Annotated in this window: 8 protein-coding genes and 1 pseudogene; 2 read left to right on the forward strand and 7 right to left on the reverse strand. The window is 64.1% G+C overall.

What is annotated here, in order from left to right; all coding sequences use genetic code 11:
- Positions 1–81: 81 nt before the first annotated feature.
- Positions 82–549 carry a DUF6328 family protein gene (locus tag ACFXKA_RS31710; RefSeq protein ID WP_379430106.1) on the reverse strand — a complete coding sequence of 156 codons (468 nt, stop codon included), beginning with the start codon at positions 547–549 and terminating at the stop codon, positions 82–84.
- Positions 550–692: 143 nt separating this feature from the next.
- Between ACFXKA_RS31710 and ACFXKA_RS31715 the strand changes: the two genes are divergently transcribed.
- Entirely contained in the window at positions 693–848 is a 156-nt protein-coding gene (locus ACFXKA_RS31715; protein ID WP_354850610.1) for a hypothetical protein, read from the forward strand.
- 75 nt (positions 849–923) lie between these two features.
- On the opposite strand, the gene ACFXKA_RS31720 is transcribed toward ACFXKA_RS31715, so the two are convergent.
- From ACFXKA_RS31720 to ACFXKA_RS31740, 5 genes are all read right to left on the reverse strand, one after another.
- Positions 924–2,603 (reverse strand): SulP family inorganic anion transporter, encoded by a 1,680-nt coding sequence (locus tag ACFXKA_RS31720; protein WP_379430107.1) that lies wholly within the window; start codon positions 2,601–2,603, stop codon positions 924–926.
- 70 nt (positions 2,604–2,673) lie between these two features.
- Positions 2,674–3,159: an anti-sigma factor gene (locus ACFXKA_RS31725; RefSeq protein ID WP_379430108.1), complete on the reverse strand. Its 486-nt coding sequence runs from the start codon at positions 3,157–3,159 to the stop codon at positions 2,674–2,676.
- 126 nt (positions 3,160–3,285) lie between these two features.
- Complete coding sequence (locus ACFXKA_RS31730; protein ID WP_379430109.1) at positions 3,286–4,014, reverse strand: PAS and ANTAR domain-containing protein; 729 nt, start codon at positions 4,012–4,014, stop codon at positions 3,286–3,288.
- Positions 4,011–4,427 carry a CBS domain-containing protein gene (locus tag ACFXKA_RS31735; RefSeq protein WP_379430110.1) on the reverse strand — a complete coding sequence of 139 codons (417 nt, stop codon included), beginning with the start codon at positions 4,425–4,427 and terminating at the stop codon, positions 4,011–4,013. Before ACFXKA_RS31735 ends, ACFXKA_RS31730 begins: the two co-directional genes overlap by 4 nt.
- 77 nt (positions 4,428–4,504) lie before the next feature.
- Entirely contained in the window at positions 4,505–4,693 is a 189-nt protein-coding gene (locus tag ACFXKA_RS31740) for a hypothetical protein (RefSeq protein WP_379430117.1), read from the reverse strand.
- Between the two features lie 234 nt (positions 4,694–4,927).
- Here ACFXKA_RS31740 and ACFXKA_RS31745 point away from each other — a divergent pair, with 234 nt between their 5' ends.
- A complete protein-coding gene (locus ACFXKA_RS31745; RefSeq protein WP_379430111.1) occupies positions 4,928–6,055 on the forward strand; it encodes a glutamate--cysteine ligase in 1,128 nt (375 codons plus the stop codon).
- Positions 6,056–6,172: 117 nt separating this feature from the next.
- Here the strand turns inward: ACFXKA_RS31745 and ACFXKA_RS31750 are convergent.
- Positions 6,173–6,310, reverse strand: a pseudogene (locus ACFXKA_RS31750) (CsbD family protein); the annotation flags it as partial.

Genomic DNA, 6,310 nt, shown 5'->3' on the forward strand with positions numbered 1-6,310 from the left:
TCGGCTGAACTGCATGAAGAAGGGGTACCCAGTCCACGCACCATTGAACGCCTTCTTCGCAATTGACCGCAAATTACCAGGTCAGACGCTTTTGCCACGGTGCTGATGCCAGGGATGGATCACCCATATCGCCGTGAACAGCGAGCCGAAAACAATTCCTGCCACGATTCCCGCCCAGGTCCCGCCGACGGTGTGGAAAATGAGCACGGCCACCCCGGTGAGTGCGATACCGAACAGTCCCAGACCCACGATGGCGTAACGGTGAGCGGCATTCACGACATTCTCGATCCGATGCCGCCGGAACAGCATCCGATGCGCGGCGACCGGCGCGACCAGGCAGATGGTGGCACCGATCGACGCGGCGACGATCACCAGATACAGCACACGCAGCGGCTCGGACAGCGTTCCGAACCGATTCTGGAACGGGATCGTCAGCAGGAATCCGGTCAGCAACTGCACGCCCGTCTGCACCACGCGCAACTCCTGCATCAGACTGTTCCAGTTCCGATCCAGCTGCTCGGTAGCGGTTTCATTCCGGCCGCCTCTCATTGGACCCGATTACCCGCGACCACCGGGATCAAGCGCTGTGGCAGCAGATATATCGCCGCTCAGCAAATTTCGGTAACCCGAGTTTGAGCGCCCGTGCGCCGGGAACAGCATGGATGTATCAATCGCCCCACAAAGGAATAATCATGATCATCCTGGGCCTCATTCTGCTGATCGTGGGAATTGTTTTCGGCCTCTCGATCCTGACGACCATCGGCGTCATCCTGATGCTCGTCGGCGCAGCGGCCTGGCTGCTCGGCATGGCCGGCCGCCCGATCGGCGGACGCTCCCACTACTGGTGACGCAACGGGCGACCCCCTGACCGATTCGATTGCAGGTCAGGGGGATACCGCTCCCAAACGATCTCGCCACTCGGTTCACCCCGACGACGGTCCCGGTTTCTCGCGGCGATAGGCGTCCACCGCCGTCGGCAGCGTCGGGTAGAGGCGGTTCGGTCCGATCCGGTCGATCAACCCGGCGGCAGCCAGCGCGTCGCGCAGGTCCTGCTTCACCCGGGCAATCGCGAAAACGATTCCACGAGAGCACAGTTCCTCTTGTAGTTGTACGAGCGCATCCAGCGCGGTGAGATCTACTTCGACATTCGCCTCCGCGTTGAGGACGAACCAGCGAACGGCTGCCGAACCACCGGAGCCATCGGCTGCGGCCAGTGCGCGGCGCCGGAAGTCCTCGGCATTGGCGAAGCACAGGGGCGCGTCGTAACGGTAGATCACCAATCCCGGAACGGTTTCGGCCTCGGCATAGTCGTCGACGTCGTGCATTCCGGCCAGTCCCGGGACGAAACCCTGAACGGCGTCATGCGCGCGAGCGACGCGACGCAGCAGGTCCAGTATCGACAACGCGACGGCGATCAGGACTCCGTACAGGACTCCGGCCGCCAGCACGGCGACGGCGGTGGCCAGCGCAAGTATCAGCTCGCTGCGGCGAAAACGTCCGAGGCGGCGAAATTCCGCCACGTCGATCAGTCGCAGCGCCGCGTAGATCACCAGGGCACCCAGCGCCGCGGCGGGGAAGTTCGCGAGAATGCCTCGGGCGCCGAACAACACGGCCAGCCCTGCCGCGAGCGTGACTACCGAGTACAGCTGGGTCCGCGCGCCGGCAGCGTCGGCAATGGTGGTCCGACTGCCGCTGCAGCTCACGGGGAAACCATGCGAGACGCCCGCGGCCAGATTGGTCGTGCCCAGGGCTACCAGTTCCCGATTGGCGTCGATCTCGCGGCCGTGCCGTGCGGCGAAAGCACGACCGGTGAGCACCGTATCGGAGAATCCGACCAGGGCGATACCTGCGGCGGGGAGCAGCAGCCGCATGAACTCGTGCACCGAGAAATCCGTCAGACCAGGCGCCGGAAGTCCCGCCGGCACCTCGCCGACGACCGCGATGCCGTGATCCCGCAACGAGAACACCCCTACCGCGAGCGTCCCGGCGAGGATCACCAGCAATGGCCACGGTACCCGGGGGAGAAACTGCGTGAGCACCAGCAGAGCGACCAGTGTGGTTGTTGCGAGAATGGCTGTCGGCCAGTTGATTTCATTCATGTGCCGGAGGAATGAGACCACTTGATCAGGTACCGTCTCTCCCGCTACGGCCACCCTCGTCACCCGGCCGAGTTGCCCTGCGATCATGATCCCGGCCGTGCCCGCCAGGAATCCGACCAGTACCGGCTTCGACAGCAGGTCAGCCAGCAGACCCAGCCGCGCGAACGCGCCGACCAGGCAGATCACGCCTACCTCCAGCGCCAGCATCGCGGCGAGCGCGGCGTACCGCCGCGCATCGCCCGCCACTATCGGCGCGAGAGTGGCAGCGGTCATCAGCGCAGTCGCCGACTCCGGCCCCACCGAGAGCTGCCGGGACGTCCCGAACAGCGCATACAACATCAAAGGTCCGATCGACGCCCACAACCCGACAACAGCCGGCAGTCCCGCGACCGTGCCATATGCCATGACCTGAGGCACCAGATACGCGGCAACGGTGATTCCCGCCAGCACGTCCAGCCGAAACCACTCCCGCCGGTATTCCCGGAACTGCTTCAGCCCCGGCATTATTCGCGTCCGCCCAAAGTTCACGGCACCCGACCACCCCGCACTGCACTGCTACTCGCCGAACTGGCTGTCACCATCCATCGGTTTCATTCCGTGATCGACTGAATCGCACGACTACGGGGTATCCGGCGAGCCCCACATTGAATGCCAATGTCGTAGTCTGTATCGAATCGGTCAGTATGCCGAGTGCCTTCCGGGCGAATCCATCCTCCTCCAGTGGGCTGTCGGTCTCGCACACAGTGGTCACCCGAATTCGGATTCTCCGGGCGTCATAGCGGAATTCGCACTCGATCACCGCACCGTGCACAGCGGAGACCATCAGCTCGCTCGCGACTTCGTCGAGGGCGACGCCGACATCGGTCATCACATCGAGGGTGAAATCCGCCGTCAACATGATGTTTTCGGTCACCGTGCGCAGCAGCCACAGGTATGACACCTCGGCGGGAACGTGCAATTCGACCGTTCCCGGAGCGGATTGCCGCGCCGCCTCGAAGTACGGTACGAATCGTTCGGCATCAGGGTCCGCGATCATCCTGGCGGCCACGGCGTCCGGCACCCGACCGCCGTTTCCACCCTTGTTCCGAGGTGAGTACATGTGCGTCCACCATTCACTGGTGCCGCTTCCGATCACGGCTGTTCATTACTCGCGTACCCGTTCTGCGAGGCGGAAAACACCGTGGAATCAATAGCCTTCGACGAATGGCGTGGATCGAATACGTTCGTGGACAGTCAGCAGCAGATGGTCGAACCTCGTCCGGAGCCGGGCACTCGAATCGGCGACCGAAGGCAAATCCGCAACCAGCTGGGTCGCGAGCACACGCAATTTGATGTTGGTTTCCTGAGACCGCCAGATCAGAATGCGAAACGCCTGGTCCGCGCTGATGCCGTAGACGAGCATGAGCGCGCCCTTGGCCTGCTCGACCACCGCGCGCGCGGCGTACAACTCCGGCAGCCGGTGGTCGAGAGTCTCCTGGCTGTGCTCGGCGAGCGTCTCGGTCATGTCCATGTAGTACCCGGCGGTTCCGACCACCTGGCCTGCTCCGTCGAGCATTTGATCACCGACAACCAGGACGTCGTGCACTTCCCCGGCGGTGTCGATGATGCGGTGGCGACTGCAGAACGGCTCCGCGTTCTCGACCGAACGGGCAATGGTGCCGGCGACCTTTTCCCGATCCTCCGAATGCTTGTGTGCGAGAAGCAGTTCCGTGGTCGGCTGCACGCTTCCAGGTGGATAGCCGTGCATCTTCGCCACCTCGGCGGACCACTCCCACCGCTGATCATCGAACCAGAAGCGGAAGCCACCGACGAGACACGGGCCTTCCACACCCATCACCGATTGGAACGCCCGGGTGCCCTCGGGTGAGATACCGCCACCCTCTGCCACACCGCGATTATCCGCCCGCCCGGTCATTCTTGGGAAATCGCTTCCACAACTTCACCGGAATCCCGGTGGCTGAGTGTTCGTGCGATATCGGCCTGGGCAATGATGCCGACCAGGTGGTCATTTTCGACCACCGGAAGCCGCCGCACCTGGTGCTGAGCCATCAGCTGCATGACGGTGGACACGTCGTCGTCGGCCTCGGCCACCACCAGCGGGCCATCGACCAACTCCCCCACCTTCACCTCGAGCGGATTCTCGCGCTGCGCCACCACGTTCACAGTGATATCCCGATCGGTCAGGATGCCGTGCAACCGGGAGTCCTCGCCGACGATCGGCAGGGCACCGACGCGCAGTTCCGCCATCATGCGTGCGGCATCGACCACCGTGTCGGTCGACCGGGCACAGCGGCAGTCCGGCGTCATTATTTCGCGCGCGGTAGTCATCGGCTATCTCCTCGATTCCCCGCGGATCCGGTCAGCACGAGCGTCAATTCACCGCCACGCCGGCCTGATGGGAGTGCTCATTGACTGGGCTGCGGCACATTGACATGGCAATTGGCGATTTTCGGGTTCACGCCGAGGTAGTTCAGCGGGCCCGCGATGATGGTCACCGCGATTGTTCCGGCGCTTGCGCAGTTGGACGGCGCGCTGTCGTAATAGTGCCGTTGACCCGCGGCCACGGCACCGATGACCAGCCACGCAAGCACCAGCACCACGATGAGGCTGCCCGCACTCGTGCGTCGTCCCAGCCAGCGGTCGTTTGCGTATGTTCTCACTTCGCATCTCCTTGTTCGACCACCCCACTGCTGACGCAGGTTCCAGATGCGGGCAGTCGCGATATTTCCTCTCTCGACGACCGGATACCCCGTCGAGTACAGGCCTAACAAGGCCGTTCCATGGTGTTCCGGACGAGCAACGCGGGACCCGCGAGTAACCTCATGGCAATGGACGCGGCACTGTCGACCGTCGGCGTTGAGGAAGAATTCCTGCTTGCGGACCCTGTGACGGGTGCGCCCGCCGCGAACAACGCAGAAGTGGCACGCACCGCCGCCGAGAGCGGGATCGACCTGAAGCTGGAGCTCACCCGATGCCAGGTGGAGACCAATACCCGCGTGCACTCCACCACTGCCGGGTTGATTCAGGAATTGCGCGCGCTACGTCTCGGTGTGACATCCTGCGCGGAGCAGAACGGCGCTCGCCTGCTCGCGGTGGCCATTCCGCCGACCGTCCCGCACCAGTTCCCGTTCACCGACACACCCCGCTACCGGCGCATCGAGCAACATTTCGGCCTGCTCGCCCACGAGCAGGGGCTCTGCGGCTGCCATGTCCACGTCGCGGTTCCGGATCGAGAAACAGCCCTCCAGGTCAGCAATTTCCTGCGCCCCTGGTTGCCGCTGTTCCTGGCACTGACCGCGAATTCCGCGGTCTACCGCAGCGTCGACAGCGGGTTCGCCAGCTGGCGAAACATTCTGTGGCAACGCTGGCCCAGCGCCGGACCTCCACCCTATTTCACGTCGACGGAGGATTACGACGCCCTGGTCGCCATGATGATTTCGAGCGGCAGCATTCTCGACGAGACAATGGTGTATTGGGATGTCCGTCCGTCCTTGAACTATCCGACCGTCGAGATCCGGGTCAGTGACATCCCCGCCACGGTCGAGGAGACCGCGCTGCTCGCCACCCTGGTGCGAGCCACGGTAATGACCGCGCGAAATTCATTGGAGCAAGGGATCATCGCGCCCCCGGTCCAGCATGAATTGCTGCGCGCGGCGTACTGGAAGGCTGCTCGTACGGGCATCGACGGCAACGGTGTCTACCCGATGAACGGCAGTGTCATGCCGGTTCGCGCGCTACTGGCCGAACTCGTCGATCACGTCGGGCCGGCACTCGAGGAGTTGGGGGACCGCGACTTCGTCACCAGCACCCTGCGGACCGTTCTCGCCCGCGGCAATGGCGCGCGTCGCCAACTCGGGGCCTTCCGGATGCGTGGAGATGTCGGCGATGTCGTCACCGAGTTGGCGAATGCCACCCTGGAGGGCTGCCACCGGCACCCCGTCAACCTGCCTTCCTGAGGAGGATCAGATCGGCGGAGGTCGCTGTCACCCCGGAGAGCGCACCACGCTCGCGAGCTGGACTCGCTCATCATGGGACGCCCGCAACTGCTCGACGTTCGTATCGGCCACGACCCGTCACCGATTCTGCTGTGCCCGCTGACGCGCTTCCTGAGCCTGAGCCACGGCACGGTCCTTCTCGGCCTGGGCCTCCCGCTCGGCGGCGTCGCGCTGGGCTCGAGCCTTGTCCTGCTGAGCGCGACCCTCCTCACGCAG

It is taken from the genome of Nocardia sp. NPDC059228 (assembly GCF_042754245.1).
In the GTDB taxonomy this organism is placed as follows: Bacteria; Actinomycetota; Actinomycetes; order Mycobacteriales; family Mycobacteriaceae; genus Nocardia.

What these genes read in the sequence shown, in the direction of transcription:
- ACFXKA_RS31710 (WP_379430106.1), bottom strand. Translation starts at nt 549, where the DNA reads ATGAGAGGCGGCCGGAATGAAACCGCTACCGAGCAGCTGGATCGGAAC.
- ACFXKA_RS31715 (WP_354850610.1), top strand. Translation starts at nt 693, where the DNA reads ATGATCATCCTGGGCCTCATTCTGCTGATCGTGGGAATTGTTTTCGGC.
- ACFXKA_RS31720 (WP_379430107.1), bottom strand. Translation starts at nt 2,603, where the DNA reads ATGCCGGGGCTGAAGCAGTTCCGGGAATACCGGCGGGAGTGGTTTCGG.
- ACFXKA_RS31730 (WP_379430109.1), bottom strand. Translation starts at nt 4,014, where the DNA reads ATGACCGGGCGGGCGGATAATCGCGGTGTGGCAGAGGGTGGCGGTATC.
- ACFXKA_RS31735 (WP_379430110.1), bottom strand. Translation starts at nt 4,427, where the DNA reads ATGACTACCGCGCGCGAAATAATGACGCCGGACTGCCGCTGTGCCCGG.
- ACFXKA_RS31745 (WP_379430111.1), top strand. Translation starts at nt 4,928, where the DNA reads ATGGACGCGGCACTGTCGACCGTCGGCGTTGAGGAAGAATTCCTGCTT.